Source organism: Anaerolineales bacterium (genome assembly GCA_030583885.1).
Lineage (GTDB): Bacteria > Chloroflexota > Anaerolineae > Anaerolineales > Villigracilaceae > Villigracilis.
On the sequence record CP129480.1, the window covers coordinates 1,060,984 to 1,087,221 of the forward strand.

Here is a 26,238-nt window from a genome sequence, read left to right on the forward strand (position 1 = left end):
TGGGGGTAATGACATGATACTATCATGTCCAATTTGCAAAAAGTTTGCAAACACCCTCTTCTTTCACCTATCGTCGCCAGGATTTAGAACTTTTTAAATATTTTCCAGCAGCCATGGGAAATGTACGAAGGGCAGGGGGAAGGATATAATACACGCAATGAAGCCGTCCATTTTATTGCGCACAAAATTTCTCGTCCCCCGCGCCCGCCCCGATTTCCTTCCCCGCCCGAAACTTTTGAATTGGCTTGAATCGAATTTGGACAAACGCCTGACTTTGCTCTCCGCCCCAGCAGGATACGGAAAAACGACCCTGCTCGTGGATTTCATAACCGCTTCATCCCTACCCTTTGCATGGTACACCCTGGATGCACAGGATTCTGACCCGACCGTTTTCCTGACCTACCTGATCGAATCCCTGCGGAGCATGAAACGCGTGCCCGCATCCCTGACGCGCGCCGTCGGTCAGACTGCCCAGTCCCTGCTCGATAGCGCGGAAGCGAATATTTCTCCCCACCGGGTGCTGACCGTACTAATCAACGAGCTAGCGGAGCAAATCGAAACCCCCTGGCTGATCGTGCTGGAGGATTATCATTACGTCACCAGCCCGGTTGTCCATCAACTAGTGGATTTTCTTCTCGAGAACGCCCCCAACGACTTGCGGTTAGTGATTTCCACGCGTGTAGATCCTCCGCTTGCGCTGGCACGTTTGCGGGCGCGTGGTCAATTGGCGGAGTTGCGTACCTCCTCCCTGCGCTTCCACGATGATGAAGTTTCACACTGGATGCAAACCAACCTGCCTGAAATCTCCAATGAAAGCCGAAGCCTGTTGAGCGAAAAGACCGAAGGCTGGGTGGCGGCGTTGCAAATTGTCCGTTCGTCCCTCAGTGGACGCGACGCGCAGGATGTGGGCGCCATGCTCGCAGGCTTAAGCGGTTCCCAGCAATTCGTCTTCGATTATCTGGCGGAGGAGGTCTTTAAACGTCTGCCTGAAGACACGCAGGAGTTTTTGTTGCGTACCTCCATTCTCCAGCAAATGGACGCGTCCGCTTGCAATGCAGTTGCGGGCGTGCAAAATGCACAATCCATTTTGGAGGAATTGGAGAAACAGAATCTTTTCGTCTCAAGCCTGGATCTGCAACGACGCTGGTACCGCTATCATTATCTCTTCCGCGAGTTCCTGCTCAGCCGCCTCCGGCGTGCCGAAACAGAATCGGTTACGGGTTTGGAAAGAAGCGCAGGAATGCATTACGAGTCGCAGGGCGAGTTGGAAGCGGCGCTGTCGCATTATCTAAACGCGCAGGATTATGGGTCTGCAGCGCATGTTGTATCCATCTTCGCGGCGGATTACGTCGAGCGTGGGCGCGTGGAAGTTCTGCATCGTTATCTCAGCGCACTGCCCGCCGACGTGCTGAAAGCCAATCCCGAGTTGCTTTTGCAGCACGGCAACGCCCACTGGCGGCTGGGACAGACAGGTGCGGCGGTTGCAGCGTTTGAAGATGCGCGCTCCTCGTTTGGGTTGCAGAACAATTCCAGCGGCATGTGCCGTGCTCTCACCCGCCTTGCGGAAGTCAACCGCGCGCAGGGCAACTACCGCCAGGCGGAGACATTGTCCACCGAAGCATTATCTTTTGCGGATGAAAATCATGTCGCCCGCGCCGAAGCCTTGATGTCGCTGGCAAAGAGTGTTGGTTTTTTGACAGGCATGGACAAAGGGCGTCAACTTGCAGAGGAAGCCGTGGAAGAAGCGCGTCTTGCAGAGGATAAAATCAGCGCGCTGGCACGCGCAAACTTTCTACAATCGCTGGGTCAAATTTGTTGGTGGCACGGCGACCCGCAGGCGACGGTGCGCTATTGTCAGGAGGCCCTGCAGATCGCTCCCGAGGAATTTTCCCCGATCGGTGCGCAGGCATATATTTCATTAGTCACGCCATTTTTATATTGGCGCGAATTGGATAAATCCCTGCAATATGCTGAGCGTGGACTTCAAATTGCGCAAACTCTTCATTTGAAAGAATTGCTTCCCAGCGCATATACTGCTTTGGGAAATGTGTTGACCCGCTTGGGCGAAACCGCGCGAGCCGAAGCAAGCCTGCGGCAGGGCATGGAGATCGGCCAGCAGTTGGGGCTGGCTTCCTATGAACAATTGATGGCAACGGGTTATCTCGCCTACAACCTGTGCGGGCAGGGGCGCGTGGAGGAAGCCCGTCAATTAGCGGAAGGCGCCTTGTGGTCATACACAGGCAGTTCTGACACCTACGAAGCGTATGTCTGCCGCAGTGTGCTGGCGGATGTGGCGCTGGAAAACCGTCAACTTGATAAGGCGGAACGATTGTTCGAAGAACTAATCGAAGTGGGCGAGCGCAAGCAATTTCGCATTCCACTGGCGATGGTGTATTTCGGACTGGCGTATATTCATCTCGAAACCAAACGTGCCGAAAGCGGTTTGGACTACGCCCGCAAGGCGCTCCGTTTAATTGAAGCCTCCCGCACATTCCAACTTTTTCTCGATCAAGGCATCCGCTCGCAGGTTGTCAGTGAGGCGTTGCTCCGCGCGGGGGAGAAGAGTCCGTTTCTTGAGCGCGTGCTGGAGAACCTGCCAGAGAAACCCATCGAAGTATCGATTCAGGATCGTTACTCGATACAAGTGCAGTGTTTCGGGAATTTCCGCGTTCTGTTAAATGGAGAGGAAGTTTCACAGGAGCGTTGGGTTTCTGCCAAGGCGCGTGACCTGCTCGCATATTTCGTCACCATGCGCGGCGAGAAGATGCCAGCGGATAGAGTCTTCGATGCGATCTGGGGTGAAAAAGAACGGACGAGCCGTACTGCATTCCATACCGCCCTGTCCCGCCTCCGCAACGCGCTGAAAATTGGTGACGACAGCCCACGCTTGATCCTCGTTGAAGTGGGCGAATACTGGCTGGATTCTGCGCGTTTTGCGATTGATGTGGATGAGTTCAATGCGGTAATTGCCAAGGCGCGTGTAGCATCCAATGTGCATAGCCGCGCGGAATGGCATGCGCATGCCGTATCCATGTATCATGGCGAGTATTTACAGAATATGTATTACGAGTGGGTGTTCCCCGAGCGGCGAAGATTAGCCCAGTCCTATCTCGTTGCGTTGCAGGAACTCGCCCTCTACCATTTATCCACACGATCTCCAAGGCAGGCAATTGGATATATTGAGAAAGCCATTCTGCTCGATCAATTGAACGAAGGCCTGTACTGCCAGGCCATGCGTGCATATGCAGAAGTGGGCGACCGTTCCAGCATGGCGCGTATTTATACTGAATTGCAAAATGTACTCTTTAGTGAGTTGGGTGAAGAACCGCTGCTGGAAACCGCGCACCTGTACAAGGACTTGCTAAAAAAAAGTAAATAAACGTTCAGGGCGGTGTATTAAATGATTTGAGCCATCACTCCGCATTTAAGAACATGTTCCCGCATCATGATTCCTGTAAAACCTGCTCCGCCAGCGCAATGGCGCCCAGCATGCCCGAGCGATTCCCCAACCCCGGTGAGACGATGTAGGATTCGATGTTTTCAAGGATGACGGGCGACTGGATATAGCCGTTGATGAGTTCCCGCGTCCTGACCTGGATCCCGGGCAGGAGATGCGGCAATGTGCCTACGCCGCCGCCGATGATGATCCGTTGTGGAGAAAGGGTGAACGAATAGCTTGCCAGTGCCTGTGCAATGTAATCCGATTCAAGTTCCCAGGCGGGATGATCCTTTGGAAGAGTGTGGCTTGGTTGTCCCCATCGTTTTTTGATGGCAACACCCGAGGCGAGGCCTTCAAAGCAGTCGTCGTGAAATGGACAGGTCCCACTGAATGGATCTTTATCAAAATCATGCTTGACGGCAATATGCCCCATTTCGGGGTGTATCAATCCGTGCAGGAGGTTTCCGCCGACATATGCACCGCCTCCGATGCCTGTGCCAATCGTGAGATAAATGAACGTTTGCAGTCCCTGGCCCTTGCCCCAGCGCCATTCACCCAATGCCGCACCATTGACATCCGTGTCAAAAGCGATGGGAACATCGAATGCTGAAGACAAAATTCGCACCACGTTCGCACCTGTCCAGCCGGGTTTTGGCGTCGGAAGGATATGCCCATAGGTCGGCGAGGCAGGATTCGGGTCGAGCGGACCGAAGCATGCAAATCCAATGGCGGAAAGTTTACCGAGGCTCTCCTCCTGCTGTTTGAAGAAATCCACAGCCTGGGCCATTGTCTCTTCGGGTAGCGTGGTTTGAAAGCGGGCTTCTGCGCAGATATTGTTGGGCCCCATGCTGACAGCGCAGACAAATTTTGTGCCGCCGCCTTCGATGCCGCCATATAGATGATGATTGTTTTTCATTTCTTCATTTGCAGCCAGAGATGGGAATAGGGTTCGAGCATAAGTTCATTGGAGATGATATGCATGTGGCCTGCGAAAAGGTCCAGGTAGGTATTCTGATATTGTAGCGGGAGTTTCACGATTTGGGTGGATCGACTTAGATTGTTCAGGATCAGCATGATATCCTCCCCGTGCTGGCGTATATAGGCGGCGACATGGGGATTACCGGTTTCGATCCACTCCATGCCGCTGCTCCCGAACGCATCATGCTTCTTGCGAATGGCGATCATACGCTTGATGGAGTTGAATAACGAATTTGGATCGTTGATCTGGCTGGCGACATTGATGTTCTGATGTCCAAGTTTGCCTTTGACGAGTTCTGAATACGGCTTGACTTCAGAAAACCCGGCATTCGGCGAATCATCCCATTGCATCGGCGTACGAACGCCGTTTCGGTCGGGCAGGTCGAGATTGTCGCCCATGCCGATCTCATCGCCATAGTAAAGGATGGGCGAACCGGGCAAAGTGAACAGCAGGGAATTGGCAAGTTCGATCTTGCGGCGGTCGTTATCCAGCAACGGTGTGAGGCGGCGGCGGATGCCAAGGTTGAGTTTCATGCGCAGTTCGGGCGCGTACTGTTCCCACATCCACCGGCGTTCTTCGGGTGTGACCATCTCCAGCGTGAGTTCATCATGATTGCGCAGGAAGGTACACCACTGACAATTTTCAGGAATGGGCGGCGTACGTTGCATGATGTCCGCCATGTCTTCGTAGCGTTCCTTTTTAAGCGCCATGTAAATGCGAGGCATGATGGGGAAGTGGAATCCCATGTGGAATTCGTCGCCGTCGCCGAAATACGGGCGCACATCTTCGGGTCCCTGGTTCGCTTCGCAAAGCAGGATGCGGTCTGGATAATGCTTGTCCATGAAGGCGCGCAGTTTTTTAAGGTAGGCGTGGGTTTCGGGCAGGTTCTCGCAGTTGGTGCCTTCGCGCTCAAAGAGATAAGGAACCGCATCAGCGCGGAAGCCGTGAATTCCCAGATCCAGCCAAAAACGCGCCACGTTAAACATCTCCTCCTGCACTTTGGGATTATCAAAATTCAAGTCCGGCTGGCTGGAATAAAAACGATGCCAGAAATATTTGCCCGCTTTTTCGTCCCATGTCCAGTTGGAGGTTTCGGTATCCAGAAAGATGATGCGCGCATCCTTGTATTTTTGGTCGGTGTCACTCCAGACATAGTAATCGCGGTACGGCGAGTCGGGGTCGGAGCGGGAAGCCTGGAACCAGGGATGCTGATCGGAGGTGTGATTCAGCACCAGGTCCATGATGATGCGTATGTTCCGCTGGTGCGCCTTGGCGATCAACTCCTTCAGGTCATCCAGCGAGCCGTAGGATTCATCCACGTTATAATAATCCGCGATGTCATAACCGTCGTCGTTGAGCGGCGAGGGATAGATCGGCATGAGCCAGATGCAATCGATGCCGAGGGTTTGCAGGTAATCGAGTTTTTCCGCGACACCGTGCAGGTCGCCGCGCCCGTCGCCGTTGCTGTCCTTGAAGGAGCGCACGGAGATTTCATAAAAGACTGCGTTTTTGTACCAGAGATTATTGTCCATCATTTTTGTTTGACGTTTCCATATATTCCTGAATTGCAAGTTCGATGAAGACCGCCGCGCTCCACCCGAAAATTGGTGCGGCGGACCCGGGCGCTTCGCCACTCTGTGAGTTGTAGTACTCGTGGATACCCGCTTGCCCTGCGATGATGCCCAGTGTTTTCTCGCGCAGTTCCTTCGCAAGTTGATGCTCTCCAATGGTTTGCAACGCTTCGATGAAGAAGTAATTAATATTCGCCCAGACGGGTCCTCGCCACATTTTTTCGGCGCTGTAGGCCGGGTCGTTGTAGGCGACGGTTGGCAGTGGGTACCTGTCCCAAAACTCGGACGGGTCTTGCAGGTGGGCAAGCAGGCGAGCATTGATTTTTTTCGGCAGTTGACCCGTCCACATCGGATAGAGATTGAAAGGGGTCAGCACGGGAATCGATTTTTCGTTGTGCAGTGCATTGAAGATACCCTTTTCTTCATCCCAAAGGTGTTCGATGATGCGTTCCGTTAACCTATCCGCTTTTCTTTTCCAATCTTTTGCTTCATCAACTTGGCCGATGATCTCCGCGATTTTCGCCAGCGCATTCATTTGAATTACCAAATACGTGTTGATGTCCGGTGATTCGACGGGCAGTCCATGATCCCATAGCGGACTGTTATCCAGTCCCGATGAATACGGATGGGTGTATTGCACAATGCCGTCGTTGTCATCGTCGTTGTGCGCGAACCACCAGGCGTTTTCGCGTTTCAGCGGTTCGTAGATTTCTTTCAAAAATTCCACGTTGGGATCAATCTCGTTGATTTTCAACGCCGCCCACGCCATGATGGGAGGCTTTGTTACCTTCGCGTGGATGGGATGACCGATCTCGGAGACCACGCCTTCATCGAAGATCGCGTCGGGGAGCATCCCGTCGGGCAGTTGATTCGCCAGCATGACTCGAATTTGGTCCCGCGCAAGTTCGGGGTCCACGTGGCGGAAGGCGATGGCGTGCAGGGCGCTGTCCCACAGCCACGCGCCGACATAAAACGCCTTGGTCGGCATCATGGCTTCGTACTTGACAAATCCCGACGGACTGACCAGATTGTTCGCCATGACCCACCACGCATACGCATATTTCTCGCGGCGTTCTTCGTTCACTTCTGGCACATGTTCGAACCATTTTTGCCAGCGGGTGAGTGCGCTCTTGTGCGCAACCGAAAAAGGGATTGAGGACGGAGCGTTGTCATCTCCAATGCGGAGCGTGACCGAGCAATCTTCCTGCGCCTGTACAATGAATTCCAGGATGTGACTTTGCTCATCAGCCCGCAGCTGGTTGGTGATCGCCCTGCCATTGCTCACGCTGTACACCGCATCGCGGACATGCCTCCATTCGCCGCGCGAATCTGTTTTGTGCCAGTGGACAGGCCGTACTCGAAAGCGCATCCCTGTGGCTTTTTGATTTGGCAGACCGAACGTCAGGGTGGCTTCATCCAGAAAGACGAGGCGAAAATCCCCGACGCGGGATTGAAACGTGAGCATTTCAGGCGATGTGGAGGTCTTGAATTCCAGCGGATTTCCCTGCTCATCCATGAAGCGCAGGTCTTCAATAAATGGCGGGCGATGGAGATAACTTTCGATGCCCGGCTCCACTTGGATAAGCCGCTCTGCCAATTTTATGTACAGAGCGGACTTATCAGGATGTTGATAAACCAGCAGGCGTGAGCCTCGGTCACTGAATGGGACGTGCGTGATCTCGATTTTGTCCCGCAGGAATTTCAGCAGTGACGTATCCAATTATCCTTTGACCGCGCCAGCCAGCATGCCGCGCACGAAGTAACGTTGAAGTGAGAAGAACACGATCATGGGCAGCAGCATGGAGAGGAATGCCGAGGCGGTCAACAACTGCCAGCCTGCGCCGAGCGATGTGACCATGTTGCTGATCTGATACGTCATGACCGGGGTTGTGCCGCCGAGAAAGACCAAGGCAACGAGCAGGTCGTTCCAGACCCATAGGAATTGAAAGATGCCAAGCGAGGCAATGGCAGGCATCGCCAGCGGAATGACCAATCGGAAAAACACGGTCCAATGGGATGCGCCGTCAATGTAGGCGGCTTCAAACAGGTCACGCGGGAGCGACCCGAGGAAATTTCTCATCAGGTAGATGGCATACGGCATTCCGAATCCCGTATGGAAGAGCCAGACACCGAGGAATGTCCCGTTCAATCCCAGTTGAGCATAAAGCCGTGAGATCGGGACCAGCGTCATCTGAAGCGGAACCACCTGCAACCCGACCAGGATCGAGAAGAGCAGGAAGCGTCCTTTAAAGTCCAGCCAGGCAAATGCATACCCTGCAAAGGCGGCAAACAAAATGGGCAGGAAAGTTGCCGGGATGGTCACGATCAGGCTGTTGAGGAAGGCACGACCCATGCCGCGCGGATTGAGGAGGTCGCTGGAATTACAGGCAATATCCGGAGGGGCGGCGCCTGCCGCGCAGTCCTGCTGATAGGTGCTTGTGCCGCGATATCCTACGAGCGCGTCAATGTAATTGCTGAATGTAAAGCGTGCCGAAGACTGGAGCCCGGAGATGATTCTCATATAGGAACTGATATTTGCAGCGGCTTGCGATTCGGGGATGGGAACTGCCTGCATGTGCGGTTGACCGTTGATCTCCGCGCGCAGTGACACCAGGAGTTGAACGGAACGCGGGAAGTGCTGGACCAGGTTTGGATCGGTGAGATTTGCGTTTGGCAGGGCGGTCCCATCCGCCCCGTGGCAGGAGGCGCAGTACTGGCCATATTCCGTAGAACCGCGCGGAGGAGAAAGCACTGTCCACCAGCCGGAGGTGTTGATTGCCTGTGCCGGGCGCAGGGAGGTGATGAGCAGACCGAACGTAGGGACGACCCAGACCAGGATCATGAAAATGATGATGAAGTGGGTGGGAATCTGGTTGATGATCTTGTTGATGCGGTCGCGGTTCATCGTGTTTCCTCCTGCGCGATGAAGCGCCTGACATTTAAGTAGATGAATGGGATGATCGCGATGACAAGGATAACTGCGATCGCCGTACCGCGCCCGACGTTGAAGTTTTTGTACATTTCCGTGTACATGCGATTGGCGATCACATCGGTGCTGAAGTTGCCGCCGGTCATCACGTACACGATATCGAACAACTTGAGCACGTTGATGACCATTGTGGTAATGACAACGACAATGGTCGGCATGATAATTGGAACCATGATCTTCCAGAATATTGACCATTCATTGGCGCCATCCATGCGTGCGGCTTCGATGATCTCATCGGGCACTGACTTAAGGGATGCGGAAAGGATGGTCATGCAGAAACCCGTCCAGATCCAAACGCCTACGACGATCAATGCAACGGTATTGACTTGCAGTGTGGACATATATGCGATGGGTTGCCCGCCCAGCGAGGTGACAAGGGCGTTGAGCAGACCGATCTGCACCTGCTGGGTTCCATAGTCATATACGAATTTCCAGATGATGCCGGCGCCGACAAAGGAGACTGCCATCGGCATAAAGATGATGGATTTTGCAAGCGCCTCATACTTGACCCGGTCTGCCATCACCGCAAAAGCCAGACCCAGGCCGACGGTTCCGCTCACCATCAGGACGATCCACTTGAGCGTGTTTCCGTAGGACGACAGCCAAAAGGATGACCAAAATGTGGAAACCGAGCGGGTATCGAACTCTGACGTCAAGGCATAGCGATAGTTTTCGAAGATGCCCCAACATGGATTGCCAGCCACGCAGGTCGTGGCGGCTGAGGCCGTACCATCCTTATTTTTCAAACTCAATGAGATCGTGTTGATCATCGGGTAGACGATAAAAAAGGTCATGATCAACAACGCAGGCAGGAGATATAACCAGGGCGCAAACCTGCCCTGCCTCATGATGTTGGGGACAGAACGTGGAGCCATGCGAGCCTCCTTTGGTGAAATCAAGACTGGGGACGCCTCCATGGAGGCGTCCCCAGAAATGGGAATGTTGCTGGTTACTTCAACGCTTCTGCCTGGACCGCGGCAGCTGCTGCCAATGCGCTCGCGAGGTCGCCTCCGTTGAGGAAGTCCACGATCGCCGTCCATTCAGCGCTGCCAAAACCGCCGGGGATCGTATCGCCAATATCGGGTGTGAATCCCTGCGTATTGGCAAGTGCTTCACCTTTCTTTATCAGTGCCGCGTCGGTGTAATTGCCAGTTGCGCCTTTGTTCGGCGACAGGTCAAATCCGGCTATTGCCCAATTTGCCCCGCCCACATCGGACGATAGATAGGCAACGATTGCTTTGACAGCCGGCTTATCAGAGAAAGCCATCATCGGTTCTACAGCGCCCTGCAGGCCCTGCGCGCCCGGCACAGGGAAGAAGTCATAGTCTGTGCCATAGACAAGATCCGGGAATTGCTTCTGGACCTCGCCGCCTGCAAAACCGGACTGTTTCACCATCATGGCTTCCGGCGGATCGGAGAACGGCTTGTAAATGGCTGCCAGGAATGCGGTGGAGAGCGTTCCCTGAGCGCCGCCAACGGTATAGGCGGGATCCATTGCCCACTTGCCGTATGTTTCGTACGCCTGCGCGACGCCTGCATCATCGTAGGGGATGCTGCCATCAATGATCCCATTCACATAATCAGGACCTTGTTGAACAAGCATGATATCCTGCAGGAAGTCCGAGCCGGTCCAGCCAGTGGCATCGCCGGATTCGAGTCCCATGGACCACGGGACATTTCCATCGGCAACCATTTGCTCAACGAGGGCATCCAGTTCATCCCAAGTCGAGGGTACCGAGTAACCCAGGGCTTCAAAGTTTGCCGGGCTGTACCAGATGATGGACTTGATGTCAGCTTTGACCGGCAGGCCAAGCCACTTTCCGTCAATCGTCATCGGCTCGATGAAGAAATCACTATAGTTATCGCGATTCGCTCCGAGACTGTCCATCGTCTTCAATTGATTTTGGTATTGCACCAGCTGGGTGACCTGCCAGAAGGCGATATCCGGCGGGGTCCCAGCCTGGACGCGTGTATCGAGCAGTGCCTGGTCACGTGTGGATTCGGGGGCAAGCACGATACCGCAGGTATCCACAAGCGGCTGAAGGATCTGGTTGAGGCGTTCCTCTTCCTGTCCAGACCATTGATAAAGCATGCTGACCTCGTCGCCGGGCTGTGCATCCATGCACATTTCAGCGGAAACCGCCGCGGGTCCTTCAGGGGCAGCGCCGCCTCCGCATGCAGCCAGCAGCATGGCTGTCACGACGAACAAGGCAAGAGTTTGCCAAATAACTTTTTTCATTCTTCTCTCCTTAAGAAAAGGTTTATACAGTTGGTTACAGGATGGGGGCTGGGGTGAATCAATTTGTCGCGCACCTCCTTACATGTGATACGAATGTAGTTTGACGGACGGGACAACGGGAATGAAAGACACTTTTCATGAAAGCACTTTCATGAAAAGTATAGCATATCTTTCTCGAAAGTCAATAAAAATATTAAAACCAGTTTCTTTGAATTAACAGTGGAGGCTGTCGCGGGATTTTAAGTGGTTAAGCGTTCGATTATTTTTAAGGGAAGGTTGATGTGCTGCAACGGACGGTCGAATTCGCCGATGCGGGAAAGCAAAATCTCAGCCGCCAGTCTGCCCGATTCGTCGAGATGCTGGCGGATGGTCGTCAAGTCCACATGTTCAGCCACGTCAATATCGTCAAAACCGACAAGGGCCAGATCGTCCGGAATTCTCCTGCCCAGTTGTCTTGCCACTTTCATGATGCTGATTGCCTGAAAATCTGATGCGGCAAAGATTGAAGCGGGTGGTTTGGGCAGACTGAGCAATTCAAGGGCTGCCTGCCGCGTTTCCAATGGGGTGTAGGGAGCCGAGCGGATATATGTTTTTGCGAGTGAAAAGCCTGCCTCTTGTAAGGCATGTTTAAATCCCGTCAAACGCGATTTAATGGGATGTATCGCAAATCGTTCAGGCGGTTCGATATCCCCCAGAAACGCAAATGTTTTGTATCCCTTTTTGATAAGATGTTGCGCGGCCAGCCGCCCGCCGTTTGTATCATCAATTAAGATGCTGTTCAGCTGCGGATGCGAATACTCGATCAGAACGGTCTCCATCCCGCTGTTGGAGAGACGCTGCGCGTCCTGGTCTCCGATGGACAGGGACATAATGATCAGCCCGTCAATGTTCCTCATCAATGGGATGGATGAGATATACCCTTGCAGGTGATCCATCGAGTCTACGGGATAGATGACCAGTTCATAGTTGGCTTTCGATAAAGCGGACGCGACTCCTCGGAGACGCTGGACAAATGAAGGGGCGGTAAAGAACGGTGTCAGAACGCCGATTCGGTCTGTATTCTGTAAGGCGCGCGCGCGCGCGTCTGCACGCGGCACGAACCCAAGCCCGTCTATGGCTTCCATCACCCGTTTATGTGTTTCAGGATTTACTTTGTCCGGCGCGTTCAATACACGCGAAATGGTTGAAATGCTCACGCCGGATTTTTTTGCCACATCATAGATCGTGGGGGATTTCTTTGCGGATGCCATATTGTCTCTGAAAGCACTTTCAGTTTAGCATACCAGCTTGCGAAGCGTCAATATGTGAAATCTGAAGAAGCTTTATACACATTCACAAATGGCAGGTTTGCATCCATGCCGCAGAGTCGGGTTAATGGTCCACCATAAATATCAAGGATATAAAAGAATTTTTAATGGACTCATGGGCGTCCTTCTCATGTTTCAAGCGCCCCACGCATCGTACCTCCTGCGGACTTCACGAATATCATCCCACATCAACGCTTTTGGAGAGCCTGGTCCCCGCGATGGATTTCTCAGCAGATAGGACGGATGGAAGATCGGCATGATCCAGCGCCCTTCAATCTGTGTCCATTGTCCGCGCAGCGAAGTGATTCCGGTCTTGTTGAGGATGGATTGACAGGCCACATTTCCAGTCAACAGGATGACACGCGGATCCATCCAGCGGATGATCTCAAAGACGTACGGCCGGTAATATTCGATCTCGGAATCGCTGGGCTTGCGGAACGCCTTGCCATCGTCTCCCGGCGGCATGCGGAAGACCGAGTTGGTGATGTACACATCCTTTTCAGGGTCAAAATTCCCCGCCTGTAAAATCTTGTCCAGCAATTGACCTGCACGCCCGACAAACGGTTTCCCCTGAATATTTTCCTGCGGCCCCGGCGCTTCGCCAATAATCAGCAGTTTGGCCTGCGGGTTTCCGCGGCTGATGACAACGTTTGTGCCCGCGTTTGCAAGAGGATCATCCTTCATCTGCATGATCGCGTTCAGGATTGCGTCAAGGGATGGGTATTGATTTGATGAACTGAATAAATCGGATTGAAACATGGATGTTTCTCTGAAATGGCGTTAAATAATTTTACCCCGTTATTGGTTTTGGGCGGTGTTATCATGATTACCCAATGGACAATTGGCGCGTTGACAATGGGATTATTCCATCACAACCTGCATCAAACCCCGCCTTCGAACTGCGACTGGCAAGTGTGCCTAGCATTCAACCGGTTGTTTTTCCACTATGAGGTTGCTGTTGTTTTGACACCGCAGCGAAAGTCCCTGCCAGAGATGTCTCAAGCCTGTTTATTGATCTTGGGCGGTACATTGATACAGGGCGCCTGCAACTCCCACGGTAGATCGGTAATAACCCGCTCCAGCGCAGCTCCGGCATACGGTAACAACACCAACTTGCCCTTCTCTCCCGTTCATAATCTCTTCGCCGCAAACTCCACAATTGACGCGCAGGCCAGGCTGTGAAATGATTTGCTCAATGGGCGTGTTCATGGCTACTTCCTGGATGACCATCATTTCTTCGTCTGGCATGGTTTGATAGGCAGTCATTTGGGCGAAGTAATGGCGCGGCTCATCAAGAGCAAACAAAATTGCTTTATCGCGGAGATCCGTCGCAGGCGCAACGCGGATGGCGCTCCCAGTGTGCGTATCCACAAAGGTGGCAGCGGTCTTGCCATAATCCTCCACGCGCAGGGTGCGATGACCGACGGTGCAGTTCGTGGCGGCGGAGAGACCGTCGGCGAAACAGCCGTCGGTTTCGGTGATGACCAGGAGACGCTTGCAGCCATGATTCGGTTCGAGCTGCAATGAGCAGATGCCCCTGAGTCCGATGCGCACGCCGAGAATCTGGCGCGGGCACAAGTGACCATGGTCACGGGCTGAAATTTCCAGCAGGGCGGATAAAGCCTTCATGTTATGCTCCTAACCAAGGATCAAGATCACTCCGAGGATGGCGAAACCGGCGACCATCCACCGATCCAGGGAGCCGATCCGAATGGACATGGTTCTGCTGAGTTCGGGACGAAAGGCGCGGACTTCCGCTGCGAGGACGATCTGCTCAGCATGGCGGAGCGCGTTGGAGAAAACGGTCAGCACCAGTAATTGAATCCCGCGCCACCATTGCGAGCGCAAACCGCCGCGCATCCGCAGGCTGTGCCATGCGTTCATGCCGGATTGACGCAGATCTGGTAATAGATTAGTTGCGACTCCGATGGAGAAGCCAAGTCCGCGCAAGCCGCTGCGCTCGAGCAAGCCGGCCACCTCCACGATGTTGACCGAGCTGGAGAGGCCGTCCGCCGCAAGGAGGATGACGGCGGCACGCAGGGTCATTTGGATGCCGTTGGAGATGGCGAGGGAGGAAAGCGGCAAGCCCACTATCCTCAAATCGGGGGTGTCATCAGTTGCGCCGAAGAATACGTTGATCAGAAGCAGACTGCCGAAGATCACCAGCCAGCGCGGACGCGCGAGTCGTTGAATGGCGGCTGGATACATCAAGGCCAATGCGCCCAATGTAAAGAGCGCGGCCATGATCCCGCGGGAGGCGGGCGGCAGAAGAACCATCCCCAGCGCCCAGAGGAAGATGCTCAGATGACCGAGACTCCCAATGAGCGGCTTGGGATGGGAGCAGGCAATGACAGCGGGTTGGGCTTGCTTTAACATTATGGGATCGCGATGATCTCAACCAGTTCGCGCGGATTCAACTTGCCTTCCTGGTCGGGGAGCACCATGCGGAACGTGCCGTCCTCTTCATCGAGCGGACCATCCGCGCGGGCATAGGCGACGAGCGTATCGTCACGCATGAACAGGGATGCTTCGTAGTTTGCAGTGAAGCCATCCACGGCAACGGCTTTGACGACGGTAAGCAATGCGGGGTCAATGCCTGCGTCTTGAAGCAGGAGGGTCATCGGAATGCCGACATAGGTGACATTCCTGAAGACAGCCTGTGCCTCCCCAAGCGATTTCAGGTCGCTGGCGGTGTAGATTTTTTCGATGGTACCGCTCGAAACCTTCAACACCGCTCCAGCTGATTCCTGCGGCTTTGTCGCGCAGGCGGAAAGCGCCAGTGCAAAAGCGAGTGCGACGAGCAAAATGCGTTTCATTGTATTTCTCCTGATTGATAGTAGGCTGACTCGGGCGAATCCCCGCCCAGCCGTGTTTTCAAAATATGACCAAGCCGCCATGCCAGCCAGCCGCCGATGCCGCCAAAGACCAAGTGGATGCTGACCAGTGTCAGGACGATCCAGAATACAGCCTGGTATGGGATTCCGAAGAGACGTGCGCCCACATCCAGCAAATCCAGCCAGATGACGAGCAGGTTGCGCCCGAATAACAGCACACCTGTCACGAACGGCTGAACCAGTGTCCACAACGCCGCGCCCGCGCTGGCGAGCATGAAGGCGGGCATGGATGGCTTTCTAAAACTGCTGAAAACCAGTTCCGCGATCAGCGCTTCGGCAAGGATGCCGACCATTGGTCCGACGACGGCACTGCCGATGCTGAACAATTTCAAGACCATCGCGATGATGCCGATGAAGATCGTCGAGCCACGGCGCGGTACGAACAATCTGCCGATCGAAGCGACCATTATGCCGAGGATCGCCAGCGTCATACCTGTCAGGGGCAGGTCGATGGCGTGGAAGACCGAACCGAGCGTGATCTCCACCAGGCCCCACAAGGCACCGAAGACGGCCATCGTCACAAGTTCGCGGGTTGTAAATTTCATTTATCTTCCTTTCAGAGCGGTTTGCGTGCCACCATCTGGGCGATGCGCCGCGCTCTTCCCGGGCGATCGTCTCGTTTTGTCTCTGCATAGTGGATGATGTCCCAGCCGTTGAATGCGTGTTTCAACTCGAACGGCTCCAGATAATGATGCGGGCTTCCATCTGTTTCATGAGAAAAATTTTCATCACGTAAAAACGTTTCAAAGAATAGAAATCCGCCGGGCTTTAGAGACTTGCGATATGTGGATAAAAGCGGGCGTGAGAGATAATAAAAATTCAGGACAATATCGAAGTGATCCTCCGGCAGCCAGGGATCTGTCAGGTCCATCAGCGCGAAGGAGATGGGCAACGCTTCGTTCCGGACCCTTGACCGGGCGAGCCGTAAAGCGGCAATCGATACATCCAGGGCAATCACCTGCCATCCGTGCTCGGCGAGATGCAACCCTGTGGCGGTTGTGCCGCAGGCTGCATCGAGGACAAGCCTGTTGGGGGGTAACAAGTCCAGGTGCGAGATCACCAACGGGCGCGGTGGATGATGGTTCCGCCGCCGCTCCTCGTTGGTGTAACGCTCATCCCAGATCTGCGCGTCAGCATGCGGCATGGATAAATTCCTCCGCATGGATTCTGTCTTTCGAAACGGGGGCAATTTTCCCGTCGAGGGTGATGCGTCCTTCTTCCATCAGGATGACGCGGCGGGCATAATGGTGGACGAGTTTGTAGTCATGCGTGATGAGCAGGATGGCTGTCCCCTGTTCATTCAGGCGGGCGAGGCAGTCCATCAACTGCTGCAGGTGACGCCAATCCTGACCGAGGGTGGGTTCGTCGAGGATGACGAGGGCGGGGCGAAGCGCGATACACGAGGCAAGCGCTGTACGCTGCTGCTGCCCGATGGAAAGCGTGAAAGGACGGCGCGTACGAAGATGAAGCAGGTCTGCACTGGCAAGGGTTTGTTCGTGGATATGCTCGTCGAACCTGCGATAGTTGCGCGGACCAAATTCAATTTCCTCATCCACCGAATCGGTGAAGAGCTGGTCGGCGGGATTTTGAAAGAGCAGGGCAATATCCAGCCCGGGGCGCGGACGGGAGGTGCCATTGACCGTGACATTCCCTGACATGGGCTTGAGCAACCCTGCCGCCGCCAGCGCCAGCGTGGATTTACCCGTGCCGTTATCGCCAACCAGTGCAACGAATTCACCATGAAAGAGTTTCAGGTTAATGTCATGGATGATCGCATGACCATCGTAGCCGGCCGTGATATTTTGCAGATCAAGCAGGGGAGATTGACCTTCCGGGTGATGTCCGTTCGGCATGAGCAGTCCCTGCCAATCGGTGAGGGAAGCGGCAGTGGGGCGGCGTAATCCAAACTCGCGCAATGTTTTGTAATCACCAAGCATCTCTTCGAATTGACCTTGTGCCGCAATGCGGCCATCCTCCAAAATGAGCACACGGTCTGCCAGCCTGCGGACCTCCGCAAGCCGATGTTCGATCAGGACAATGGTCAGGCCGAACTGCCTTTTCAATTTTTCAAGCGTTTTGATGACGTTTTGCGTGCCGGGCACATCCAGCGAGGCGGTGGGTTCATCCAGCACAAGCACTTTCGGATTCATGGCAAGCGCGGCGGCGATGGCAAGCCGTTGAATTTGTCCGCCGGAGAGGTTGGCGGGTTTTTGTTCGCGCAGATCGGCAAGCCCAACCGACTCCAATGCCCAGTCCACGCGGGCAGCGACTTCCTCTTCGGTCATGCCGAGGTTGCGGGGACCAAAGGCAATTTCATCATCCACGCGCAGGTGGAAGAGGTGTGTGCGCGGGTTTTGAAAAACGATGCCGACTTGGCAGGCGATCTCATCCACAGGGGAATGAAGGACATCCATATCCGCGATGGTTGCCTTCCCTGCCACCCTGGCGGGAATCGATTTTGGGATGAGGCCGGCCAGGACATGCGCCAGTGTGGATTTGCCACAACCGGATGAACCTGTGATCACAAGGCATTCCCCGGCCTTCACATCAAACGAAATATTTTGCAGGATGCGGGCTGTCCCGTGGCAGACGTTCAAATTGCGGATACGGATCATGAAACCGCCTCCGCAGAGATATCCAGCACTTCCGCCCACTGCCAGCGCTGACGTGCCTGTTCCATGAGCGAGGGGCGGATGACCACGACACAGGGAAAATCCTGCGCAGTGTCAATGATGCGGAGTCCCTCCACAAGACCCACGCCATGTTCGAATTCGAAGGGACCCATTTCATCGAGGATAAAAAGATCGCAAGCCTCAAGCCTCTCAAGAACGGAGTTCCCCCATTCCAAGGTCTCTGCCACCAATTGCCAGTCCTGTGTCTGAATATCCCCGTCCTCAGCGCCTTTGCGGTGGGCCAGACGGCGCTGTTCGCCCGTCTGCAAATCCTTGAGCCCGATACCGATTTTTATGTTATCTATGAAAATGGATGGGGAGATCAGGCCGCCGGGTTGCAAGCCCCGAGCGCGGGCGCGTCCGATTAAATCCATACACCAGAGGGTCTTGCCCGACCCTCTTGGACCTGTGACCAGGGTCAGTCTTGGTTGATTCTTGTTTTGGGAGATCAAACTCGCCAGCAAAGCGTCGGGCGAGTTTTTCGCAGATTGCACAGCCTTTCGCTCCTTTTCAATTCCATCCCGTTTGCGGACGGGATGTCGGGAGGCTTTTCCGTTTCCGGAAAAACCCTTGTCCCTTTGCAGGGACCGTCCGTTCCGCCGTGATGTTTGCTTTTAGGCGGAACGGATCGGAGTGGTTTGTTATGGGATGGAGCGCGGGGCTTCCATCCGTTTTTATGATACCGGATTTGTCGTTTGTTTACATCATCATTACGGGTACTTTTATTCATCACCCGGCCGGGTGATGGAAATCTACTTAGTCAGGTCTTTTTTGACCTTTTCCAATTCGTCCAGAACATCAAGTTCCGCCTTGAGTTCGCTGGAAAGCGATGTGAAATAGGCCTTCACATTCTTGATGAATTTTCCGATCTCACGTGCGGAGCGTGCCAGGCGTTCGGGTCCGAGAACGATGGCGGCAAGCAGCAGGATGACGATCAGTTCATTGCCGCCGATGCCAAAAATATCCATTTCAACCTCTGCCGACAATTGCGGCCAGAACAATGCTGATGACGTACAGTCCCATCAGGGGGGCCATGACCAGTCCCATGTTGACAGGATCCACTGTGGGGGTGACTGCCGCGGCGACGATCGCGATGACAACAATGGCATGGCGCCATCCGCTTATCAGCTGTTTTGCGGTCACAAACTTTAACTTTGCCATGAACATGATGATCAGCGGCATCTCGAAACAGATGCCGATCCAGAACATGATGCGGGTGACAAACCCGAAGTAGTTTTCGGGGCGCACCTGCGTGGCGATCCCCATGAAACTGATCAGGAAGGGGATAGCCACCGGCAGCATCACAAACCAGGTGAATGCGACCCCGCCTGCAAACAGCAGGGTTGCGAACGGGACCATGACGAGAAGCCAGATACGCTCATTACGGTGCAGGCCCGGCAGGATGAACGCCAGGATCTGGTGCACAATGACCGGCATGGCAAGGACAAAGCCGCCCAGCAGTGAGACCTTCATAAAGATGGCGATGTTCTCAGTCAGCTCAATGGAGACGAGATTTTCCGTCCCGCCGATCGGCGAGGCAAGGTATTCGATGATCTGCTGCGAAAAAGCGAAGCTGATGCCGGTCGCAAGGACCAGGGCAAGGAAGGCCTTGAAGATTCTTTTCCGTAATTCGTCAAGATGCTTCAGCAGCGGCGCGGAATCTTCCAGCTGCACGCTGGCTTTGCGGTGTGCGCGGCCAAATGCATGAAAGACATCCCGCCAGTTGCGCCTGTTTTTTTTCGCGACGGTCACGTTTGCGCCCACGATGAAAGACTATTCCTTTTTCTCTTCGGCTTTCGTCGATTCGTCCTCGCCTTTTAATCCGCTGCGAAAACTGCTGATGCCCTTGCCCAATTCGCCGGCGATCTTGCCGATGCGTCCCACGCCAAATAACAGGATGACGATGACGAGGATGATGACCAATTCTGTGGTTCCGAGATGAAACATGATATTTCTCCTTAAATGTCTTTTGAAAGACGGAATGTCTGTGGAGTTGTGACATCCACTTTTAATTCGCGCAGCACCGGACCGGCTTCGCGCATTTCAAGCACACTGCTGGAAATGCCGATGTCAACCTCCATTTTTTTGAGACTGCTGATCCTGTTGACGTGGAATTCCAGGCTGTTGTGTTCCTCACTCATGACGTAATCGCCATACCCTGATGTATCAAAGGCTTGTCTGACCGCGGGAATGTCATCTCCAAACACCTTGGCGCTTTTCAGGAAATAATCCCTTTGCGAAAAGGCCATGTGCTTCGGCAGGTTATGCCCGCTGTTCTGCCGATGGACCTGTCCCGTGTGTTTGTTTTCAAGGGAGCAGTAATGCACACCGAGTTGCAAGCCGGCATCCAGCGCGAAATCGATCAAGCCCAGGCAGACGGTTTCGCTGCCCGCGATGGGCAGTCCGCCTGCATACCAGTAATCGTACAACACGCGGAAGGGGCGGGCCCTGACCTTGTAATCATTCCCTCGATAGGTTTCCACATTGTTGAACGGGAAACAGAACTCCAGCAGGTTGATCCCAAAGACGCCCAGCCGGTCGAGCTCGATCAACACATCCTTCATTTCCTCCAGTGTGTTGGGCAATACCGGCATTTCCACCATCACATTCTGGATGTACCCGCGGGCGAGGGCGATATTGTCGTATGTATGCCTGTGTCCCCCGGCGAGATCGTGCATGCGAATGCTGAAACGGATCTCCTGCAAACCGGATTTCTGCAACGACTCAAGCGCGGGCCGGTCAATATGGTCGCCGCTGGTGTAAAGGCGCGTGTGGGAATTCGGATACAGCTCCCGCGCGCGCTCGAAGAAACGATACGTTTCATCCTTGTGCAAAAGGGGTTCGCCGCCCGTCAATGCAATGTGTTGAAGACGCTGCCCCGCAGCGCGCGTTTCATCCAGCTCTGCAACCACGTCACGGGTATGTTCGCGGAAATACTCGTAGTTTTCCTGGTTCGGGTTGAAACAATAAAAACAGTCACGGTGACACTTCAATGAAATGAAGAAGGTCGAGCTGCCCGCCCCGGTCTGGCAGGCCACACAGGAGGGTGAAATCCGATTGATATAAATGCTCTTATCGCTGTTGCGTATGACCGCGCCTTTTTTACGCAGGTCCATGATCTTTTGCGTCGCCGCGGCAGTTGTATCCTGCTCCTCGATCTCAAGCCCCATCTGCCGCACCTGCTCCATGAAATCCTGATAGATCTGCACATAAATATTGGCATAGGTGCGCAGGGCGGGATTTTTTATCTCAGGCAGTGTGGATTTTGTAACATCCAAAATCATGAATGCGGCTCCTTTTGGGTTTTCCTCGGCAGCATGGAGCCGAATGGATGCGTGCGGCGATACTCACAAAGTTGACATAATTTCATGCCGTCACGTGCCGCCATCCATGTTTTGCAGCGCTCACAACGGGCCATCGGGCCTGATTCCACAACGACAGGTTCCTTCACGCTGAAAACTTTTTCAAAGGATGCTGTGTGGTCGAGGGTGATCGCATCAGGCAGGCAGACGTGACCGCACAAATCACAGCCGATGCAGTTCTGCGCCGAGAATGAGATGGAGAAGGTCATTTCATTCTCATTCTTTTTAAATCTCAGCGCTTCAGTAGGGCAGGCTCGTCCGCATGCAGCGCAGGCGGTACATGTTTCGGAGATGACGAGGGTGGCGAAACCAAGTCCATCGAGATTGGCGGTTGACACTGGATCAGGCAGATGGGATACGGCGGAGAGCAAACGCAATCTGTCCCGTCCGGGTTGGCGTTTGCTTCCCGCCACGCCATTTTCCATGGCGCGGGCGAGAGCAACCTGACCCTGACGCGCGACCAAGCGGAACAGGTCGCGGCGCGAAAGCGGGGGATTGGCTGCCTTCCAAGTGGTGCGCGCAACGGGCGCTTCGACTTCATCCAGGCAAAGGACTGGATCCATCCTTACCCATGCGGCCAGGAACCGGTTTGCACGTTCGGTTTGGGAGTGAATTACATGGTGGAGGGAATGCCATGTGCAGGCCGGGCAGGCGTCAGCGCGGACGGTGATGCGTTCCAGTCCAAGCGCAGAAAGGGTCAGGTACGCACCGCTCCCCAACCCTGCAAGGCATCCTTGAATTTGAATCCCGATGGATTCCGCTTCCCCCGTTTCAGGGTCTGGATGAAGCCCGCAAAGTAATTCAACGGGCTGGCCTTCGACGTGACTGACACAGTTAAGCAGGTTTGAAACGTCGTCATCTGCGCGATACGCGCCGACGGGACAGGCAGGCAGGCAGGCGAGGCACGATTGGCAGCGTTCCATGTCGAACGTTGGAGGCTGGCCGGCGGCGATTGCCTGAACGGGACAAAGATCGAAACACGCCGCGCATTCCGAATACTGGTCCTGCGAATGCAGGCAGCGTGCGGAATCCAGGATAACTTGTGAACGGTCGATCGAGGCGAACCGTTCCGCGGCGTTAAGCAGACTCACAACCTGACCTCTTTCGGCATTTCGATCTGTAATTCTTCGGCAATTGTCAGCAGAGACCCATGGGTCAAATGGGCGATGCCGCGATAGAAATCGGTGGTAGCGTGTTTTTTGATCAGCTCATACCAGCGTGAAATCCATTTCAACGGGTGTTCAGAAAGAAATTGACGTTGTGCCTGCAAAATCCTCTCGAGTTCGGGCATATCCTTCTCATCCAAAGCCAGCAAACCCTGTTTGGCAAGATGGGCGAGGAACGAAAGTTCCAAACCTATATGGTCATCCGGTTCTTTATATAACTTCTCTGACTCAAGTCCAAAACGGCGATACCACTCACGGACTTGAAGTGTTTGATCCTGAAAGATCATGCGATCCTCATTAAAATAGACCGACTCCCATGGAGGCGAAACAGGTTTGCCTATACCAACAAATAATCGAGTGTAATCCGCTTTCAAAGCAATGAGCTGTTCATCCGAAATGCCATTCTTGTTTTCCCGACTCCATTTTTGCAGAAGATGTAGACCCGTGTCAATATCCGCGTGATCCCTTTCCAGGGGCGATTCAGAAAAGACCTCCTCAGTGATTAGCGCTTGAAACCATTCCCGCTCCGGGTTCGATCGTGTTACCCTGCTTAGCAATCCAAACAAGAGCAACTCGCCCATAAGCGTTGGTTTCCATTCAACATGATTAGGTGCAGTTTCTGTCATTTTTCTTCTCCGTTGGCTTTACCGCGTTTTAACCACCATTTTAATAGGAACCATGGCACAATCCCCAGTGATGAAACAGCGATAATATAGGTGATAAAAGTAACCATTTGGGCGGTACTGATGCTTATTTTGGATAATGTGATCAGGATCTGTTTCGAAACACCAGGCTTCCAAACAGGTGAAAGCGGCAATTCATCCTCCGTCCCCAGTGCCAATATTTTTGCCGGCACATAAGGCAATTCTGACAAATGGCCATCCTTCATAAAAACCACCATATTGCCGGATTGCAGCACCAGTATTTCCCCGGTTTTTTTTGAGCGCACCTCAGCCTTGCCATCCTCAAACAGATAGAATCTTGCAATCCCTCCAGGAGGCCGCTCCAATGCAAAATAACCATCGGATAATCTGATCTCTGCATCCAGTGTTTCAAGGACAAAAGGCTGAGCAGCATGGTTGTATCCCCAAATCCATCCGGATTCAAATTTGATCCTATCTTTGGCGGCATTTGCTTGCGTTTCGCTGGGAATTACTATTTCGCCATCTCCCCAGGCCACAAGAGCAACATCCGGACGGCGTTCAAGCATAATTGATGGAGCGGGTGCCAAACCCTCACTTGGCAGTTCGATTTCCTGACTAAAGTATCCTGGTGCGTTCGTTACCCAGGCCTGTTCAATCACTGGCATGGTATTGATGATCCATTTCCCCGACTCTGGCTCCACCTGGTGGGTGAGCCCGTCTGGGGTGGTCAACCAGGCAAATGGCAGCCACTCGCCATCCTGCCCGCTGACCTCACCATTCCATACAAGTCCGTCAACCGAATGTAATTCCAACGCAACATCGCTGATGGGTGATTGTGTCAGGTCAATGATTTGTTGACTTCCCATCAAATGGTCTGACCGCATAATTCCCGGATCTGGAACAACACTGTACACGGAAACCGGGAGATTCGTGAATGAGAACGTGCCGTCCCTGGCCGTTTCTGTGTAGAAATCAGGTCCGGCAGGCAAACCGAACGCCCATATTTTCACAGATTGCGGGAGATGATCGTCGTCGCTTGTCAACCGGCCGTTGATTTGTCCCTTTTGTCCGAAAACGTTAAAGGTGACCTGCGGTATGGTGGTTGCATCCGGGTCAAGGAGTACGGTCTTGGTTTCTGGACTGGAATAGAATATTCCGTCAACAACCTGATCTGGAACCATGATTTCATAATTGGTAATGGCCTGGGATAAAATCTCCAGTTCAAGCACCGCCCCGCCAGCTTCATTGCTGGCAGTACTTGCAATACGACCACGCCATTCATATAACCTTGTAAAGGCCTGGATCGTTAAACCATGCAGGGGTTTTCTCGAGGCGCCCTCCTCGATTTCAATATTCAGCCTCCTTGTCCGGCTGATGTCTACCCTTATCCAGCGTTCATCGCTGGCCTCAGTACCGTCTTTTGTTGTTGCTACAACAAGCAGTCGCAAATCCCCTGAAGGAAGATAAGCTTGAACATTAAAGTCATCATGACAGGCCGAACAAGTTAATGGGGCGGCAGGATCGTTGATGAAAAGCATATGGCCTTCCGGGTTAACGCCCAGCAGAAAGTCAAAAAAGCCATTCGAATCTGGATTATTATGCAAAGAGGACAGCATTGTTGATCCTGACCAAATTTCCAACCTGACATCCAGCTCGGCCAGTGGATCGTTGATCCCCAGCACCCTTCCACTGACAGTCACCGGAGCAACATAGTCATAATGGGAATAAAGGGTTTCTCCATTTGAGGGGGAGAAAATGGAGACATCCAACAACTGGGCCGGTACAGGCAGACCGGCCATTTGCATGGAGACCGGCAGTAAAAGTGAATCGCCGGGCGAGGGAGGAAAATAAGGGCACCAATTTAGCCCAATTCCGCTGGGATGACAGGCATCGCACCTCACCTCAACCACAGCCGGGGGACTCGCGCTGTTCATGGGATGATGACAAACCCGACAATCACCTGGAGTGGCTGGCGGATCGGCCATATGGTTGTCAAGAATATTTAAATCCCAGAGACGTATGGTGTTATCCTCTGAACCTGATGCAAGCGTTTGACCGTCTGGAGAGAATGCCACACTGTACACAAAACCATCATGACCAGCCAGGACTCGATCCATACTGCCATCGTTAATGGTCCATAGCCGTACGGTCTTGTCAACAGATCCTGTTGCCAGTGTGGTTCCGTCCGGTGAAAACGCCAGTCCCAGGACACTCGATTGGTGCCCTGAAAAAATATGTTCCAATTCTCCACTCGCGATATTCCATAGACGCGCGGTGGCATCAAAAGCCCCTGATGCCAGTTTTTGCCCATCTGGAGAGAAAGTCAGACAACGTACCCAATCTTTGTGCCCTGTTAGTGTTAGAAGAAATTCTCCATCAGGCAGGCTATAAAGCTGAATGGCGCCATTTTGAAGTCCAACTGCCAGCATTGCCCCATCTGGCGAGATGGCCAGTGTGCGCGCTCCTTTCAATTCCTTGATTACAAGCTGCAACGTTGTATTCTCTCTGTCCCACAATCGGATCATATCATCATCCGAAACTGTCGCCAGCCATCTCCCATTTGGTGTAAATGCAATATTTCGCACCCAGCCGTCATTGTGAACATATGTATGCACAGGCAGCAGGTCAGAGAGTCTCCACAGCCGGGCCGTATTGTCAAAGAGACCGGCTGCAAGGGTGTGGCCATCCGGCGAGATGGCCAGGCTGCGAACCCAGGTTCCCGTCGGTATAAAATGATCCTGGAACAAAGTCTGTGAATCAAACAAATAAATCCCCGCTGAGGCCGCCACTATCAATTGATGCCCATTTGGTGTGAATATCACCGCGTTCGCCCGATCGTGTCCCAGGTCTGAAAGGGAAATCACACGGACCGCATCATTTGATTGCAGTTGCGCACTTGCTTTGCCCGCTGGAATGGTCATTAATAACAACCCTATCAGTGCAAATAAAAGGGACGCGGATTTTTTGACCATCATC

General features: G+C 53.6%; 23 protein-coding genes and 1 riboswitch. Of the genes, 1 reads left to right on the forward strand and 22 read right to left on the reverse strand.

What is annotated here, in order from left to right; all coding sequences use genetic code 11:
• The first annotated feature begins 157 nt into the window (after positions 1–157).
• Positions 158–3,379: a BTAD domain-containing putative transcriptional regulator gene (locus QY332_05345; GenBank protein ID WKZ37352.1), complete on the forward strand. Its 3,222-nt coding sequence runs from the start codon at positions 158–160 to the stop codon at positions 3,377–3,379.
• 64 nt (positions 3,380–3,443) lie between these two features.
• On the opposite strand, the gene QY332_05350 is transcribed toward QY332_05345, so the two are convergent.
• The 22 genes from QY332_05350 to QY332_05455 all read right to left on the reverse strand — a co-directional run bounded on the left by QY332_05350 (position 3,444) and on the right by QY332_05455 (position 26,237).
• Positions 3,444–4,355, reverse strand: a complete 912-nt coding sequence (locus tag QY332_05350; protein ID WKZ37353.1) for an ROK family protein — start codon at positions 4,353–4,355, stop codon at positions 3,444–3,446.
• The gene (gene treS, locus QY332_05355) at positions 4,352–5,953 is read right to left on the reverse strand and encodes a maltose alpha-D-glucosyltransferase (GenBank protein WKZ37354.1); all 1,602 of its coding nucleotides are present in this window, start codon (positions 5,951–5,953) and stop codon (positions 4,352–4,354) included. The genes QY332_05350 and treS overlap by 4 nt, the downstream gene beginning before the upstream one ends.
• Positions 5,940–7,709 (reverse strand): trehalase family glycosidase, encoded by a 1,770-nt coding sequence (locus QY332_05360; GenBank protein WKZ37355.1) that lies wholly within the window; start codon positions 7,707–7,709, stop codon positions 5,940–5,942. Before QY332_05360 ends, treS begins: the two co-directional genes overlap by 14 nt.
• The gene (locus QY332_05365) at positions 7,710–8,894 is read right to left on the reverse strand and encodes an ABC transporter permease subunit (protein ID WKZ37356.1); all 1,185 of its coding nucleotides are present in this window, start codon (positions 8,892–8,894) and stop codon (positions 7,710–7,712) included.
• Complete coding sequence (locus tag QY332_05370) at positions 8,891–9,853, reverse strand: sugar ABC transporter permease (protein WKZ37357.1); 963 nt, start codon at positions 9,851–9,853, stop codon at positions 8,891–8,893. The genes QY332_05365 and QY332_05370 overlap by 4 nt, the downstream gene beginning before the upstream one ends.
• A gap of 74 nt (positions 9,854–9,927) precedes the next feature.
• Positions 9,928–11,217, reverse strand: a complete 1,290-nt coding sequence (locus QY332_05375; protein WKZ37358.1) for an ABC transporter substrate-binding protein — start codon at positions 11,215–11,217, stop codon at positions 9,928–9,930.
• A 239-nt stretch (positions 11,218–11,456) separates the two neighbouring features.
• The gene (locus QY332_05380; protein ID WKZ37359.1) at positions 11,457–12,467 is read right to left on the reverse strand and encodes a LacI family DNA-binding transcriptional regulator; all 1,011 of its coding nucleotides are present in this window, start codon (positions 12,465–12,467) and stop codon (positions 11,457–11,459) included.
• Between the two features lie 192 nt (positions 12,468–12,659).
• Positions 12,660–13,283 carry a uracil-DNA glycosylase gene (locus QY332_05385; protein ID WKZ37360.1) on the reverse strand — a complete coding sequence of 208 codons (624 nt, stop codon included), beginning with the start codon at positions 13,281–13,283 and terminating at the stop codon, positions 12,660–12,662.
• A 249-nt stretch (positions 13,284–13,532) separates the two neighbouring features.
• Positions 13,533–14,153 (reverse strand): FmdE family protein, encoded by a 621-nt coding sequence (locus tag QY332_05390; GenBank protein ID WKZ37361.1) that lies wholly within the window; start codon positions 14,151–14,153, stop codon positions 13,533–13,535.
• A gap of 9 nt (positions 14,154–14,162) precedes the next feature.
• Positions 14,163–14,900: an energy-coupling factor transporter transmembrane component T gene (locus QY332_05395; protein ID WKZ37362.1), complete on the reverse strand. Its 738-nt coding sequence runs from the start codon at positions 14,898–14,900 to the stop codon at positions 14,163–14,165.
• A complete protein-coding gene (locus QY332_05400) occupies positions 14,900–15,340 on the reverse strand; it encodes a molybdopterin-dependent oxidoreductase (protein ID WKZ37363.1) in 441 nt (146 codons plus the stop codon). The genes QY332_05395 and QY332_05400 overlap by 1 nt, the downstream gene beginning before the upstream one ends.
• Complete coding sequence (locus tag QY332_05405; protein WKZ37364.1) at positions 15,337–15,963, reverse strand: hypothetical protein; 627 nt, start codon at positions 15,961–15,963, stop codon at positions 15,337–15,339. The genes QY332_05400 and QY332_05405 overlap by 4 nt, the downstream gene beginning before the upstream one ends.
• A gap of 11 nt (positions 15,964–15,974) precedes the next feature.
• Positions 15,975–16,562, reverse strand: a complete 588-nt coding sequence (locus QY332_05410; GenBank protein ID WKZ37365.1) for a methyltransferase domain-containing protein — start codon at positions 16,560–16,562, stop codon at positions 15,975–15,977.
• A complete protein-coding gene (locus QY332_05415; GenBank protein ID WKZ37366.1) occupies positions 16,549–18,033 on the reverse strand; it encodes an ATP-binding cassette domain-containing protein in 1,485 nt (494 codons plus the stop codon). Before QY332_05415 ends, QY332_05410 begins: the two co-directional genes overlap by 14 nt.
• Positions 18,030–18,584 (reverse strand): nucleoside-triphosphatase, encoded by a 555-nt coding sequence (locus QY332_05420; protein ID WKZ37367.1) that lies wholly within the window; start codon positions 18,582–18,584, stop codon positions 18,030–18,032. Before QY332_05420 ends, QY332_05415 begins: the two co-directional genes overlap by 4 nt.
• Positions 18,578–18,736: riboswitch (molybdenum cofactor riboswitch) on the reverse strand. (Overlaps the previous gene by 7 nt.)
• A gap of 106 nt (positions 18,737–18,842) precedes the next feature.
• On the reverse strand, positions 18,843–19,058 hold the full coding sequence (locus QY332_05425; GenBank protein ID WKZ37368.1) for a twin-arginine translocase TatA/TatE family subunit: 216 nt from the start codon (positions 19,056–19,058) through the stop codon (positions 18,843–18,845).
• 1 nt (position 19,059) lies between these two features.
• On the reverse strand, positions 19,060–19,842 hold the full coding sequence (gene tatC / locus QY332_05430) for a twin-arginine translocase subunit TatC (GenBank protein WKZ37369.1): 783 nt from the start codon (positions 19,840–19,842) through the stop codon (positions 19,060–19,062).
• Between the two features lie 21 nt (positions 19,843–19,863).
• A complete protein-coding gene (locus QY332_05435; GenBank protein ID WKZ37370.1) occupies positions 19,864–20,037 on the reverse strand; it encodes a twin-arginine translocase TatA/TatE family subunit in 174 nt (57 codons plus the stop codon).
• An 11-nt stretch (positions 20,038–20,048) separates the two neighbouring features.
• A complete protein-coding gene (locus tag QY332_05440) occupies positions 20,049–21,374 on the reverse strand; it encodes a radical SAM protein (protein WKZ37371.1) in 1,326 nt (441 codons plus the stop codon).
• Positions 21,371–22,543: a 4Fe-4S dicluster domain-containing protein gene (locus tag QY332_05445; GenBank protein ID WKZ37372.1), complete on the reverse strand. Its 1,173-nt coding sequence runs from the start codon at positions 22,541–22,543 to the stop codon at positions 21,371–21,373. Before QY332_05445 ends, QY332_05440 begins: the two co-directional genes overlap by 4 nt.
• Positions 22,540–23,244 carry a molecular chaperone TorD family protein gene (locus tag QY332_05450; protein ID WKZ37373.1) on the reverse strand — a complete coding sequence of 235 codons (705 nt, stop codon included), beginning with the start codon at positions 23,242–23,244 and terminating at the stop codon, positions 22,540–22,542. The genes QY332_05445 and QY332_05450 overlap by 4 nt, the downstream gene beginning before the upstream one ends.
• Positions 23,241–26,237: a hypothetical protein gene (locus QY332_05455; protein ID WKZ37374.1), complete on the reverse strand. Its 2,997-nt coding sequence runs from the start codon at positions 26,235–26,237 to the stop codon at positions 23,241–23,243. The genes QY332_05450 and QY332_05455 overlap by 4 nt, the downstream gene beginning before the upstream one ends.
• Position 26,238 lies beyond the last annotated feature (1 nt).